Origin of the sequence: Eubacterium multiforme (genome assembly GCF_030813415.1) — a bacterium.
In the GTDB taxonomy this organism is placed as follows: Bacteria; Bacillota; Clostridia; order Clostridiales; family Clostridiaceae; genus Clostridium; species Clostridium multiforme.
Genome location: NZ_JAUSUF010000031.1, coordinates 1 through 1455, shown reverse-complemented (window position 1 = coordinate 1455; position 1455 = coordinate 1). Strand labels below are relative to the sequence as shown.

Here is a 1455-nt window from a genome sequence, read left to right as displayed (position 1 = left end):
AATTGCTGGTTCTAAATGTATTCTATATATTCTGTTCAATTTTCAAAGACCATTTTATCTCGTCGCCCCTAAGCGACTTGTTTATCTTATCACCTGCAAGCTTCATTGTCAACAACTTTTTAAATTTATTTTTTAATAAATATTTTTGTTGAATCTCGTTTGCTTCAAGCAACGAAATCAATAATATCACATATATTAAATGCCTTTAATTATTATATCCTTATAATATTAATTTATATCATTCTTATTGAAAATTACTTCAATTTACTCAATAATTCTACTATTGATACGCTTGGATAAGTTTAATTTAGAATTATTACATTTTATTACTAATTACACTCATTATAATAAAAAATTCTATTTATATACATTAGAATTAACTATAATGCAAAAGAGAAGGATACCTCCTTCTCTTTTATTTTTTATCTAAACTTTATATCTCCATTATCAATGCTATCTATTATAGCTAAAGATTCAACTCTTGCTCCTAATGATTCTAATGTCTCTCTACCTTCTTGGAAACCTTTCTCTATGACAATACCTACACCAACTAAATTAGCTTCAGATTGCTTAATTAATTCTAACATTCCCTTTGAAGCACAACCCTTAGCTAAGAAGTCATCTATTACTAATATATTTTCACCCTTATTTAAAAATCTTTTTCCTACTCTAACACTATATTCTTTATTTTTAGTAAATGAATGGACCTTCACTTCATATAATTCTTTATCTAAGTTAAGGCTCTCTGTCTTCTTTGCAAACACAACAGGTACATAATCAAAATATTGTGCAACAATAGCTGCTATTCCTATTCCTGAAGCTTCTATAGTTAATATCTTGTCTACCTTTTCATTTTCAAATCTTTTTTTAAATTCTTTTCCTATTCCATTTAATAACTTAATATCCATTTGGTGATTTAAGAAACTATCTACCTTTAATATATTTCCCTCTCTCACTCTGCCATCTTCTAATATTTTTTTCTTTAATAACTCCATATCCTTCGTTCCTTTCCTTAATATAATAAATAAATGATCCGAATAACAAAAAAACTAGACCATTTTAGCCTAGGAACATATAGTTTATTATAAGATTTTACTATATATTCGTAGTTAGGATTCGGCTCCTTGTAGAAACACCCAAGCCATAACTTTATTTGGGCATATACGAACTTTAATTATAATTAATTTTTAGTCTAATATATCATTACATATCAATCAGTGCAAGTTTTTTATAAAAGATTACGTAATTTCTTATATTTTAAATATATTATTTCATATTTAAAAGCTTTAATCTTTAATAAAACATGCCTTAATAAGAAAACTTAATCTATAAATACAGCTTTATTTTCTATAAATTTTTGTACAAAAAAAGAGATAGTAATTAAACTATCTCTTTTCGTTACTTACCTGGCAACGTCCTACTCTCCCACACGGTCTCCCATGCAGTACCATCGGC

1 protein-coding gene and 1 riboswitch are annotated in these 1455 nt (G+C 26.8%); the gene reads right to left on the bottom strand.

Features of this window, described 5'->3' with window-relative positions; genetic code table 11:
* Positions 1 to 422: 422 nt before the first annotated feature.
* Positions 423 to 995 (bottom strand): xanthine phosphoribosyltransferase, encoded by a 573-nt coding sequence (locus tag J2S18_RS16365; protein ID WP_307488434.1) that lies wholly within the window; start codon positions 993 to 995, stop codon positions 423 to 425.
* Positions 996 to 1086: 91 nt separating this feature from the next.
* Positions 1087 to 1187, bottom strand: a riboswitch (purine riboswitch).
* Positions 1188 to 1455 lie beyond the last annotated feature (268 nt).

Excerpts from the sequence above, each read along its gene's own strand:
- J2S18_RS16365 (WP_307488434.1), bottom strand. The coding sequence starts at position 995 with ATGGAGTTATTAAAGAAAAAAATATTAGAAGATGGCAGAGTGAGAGAG.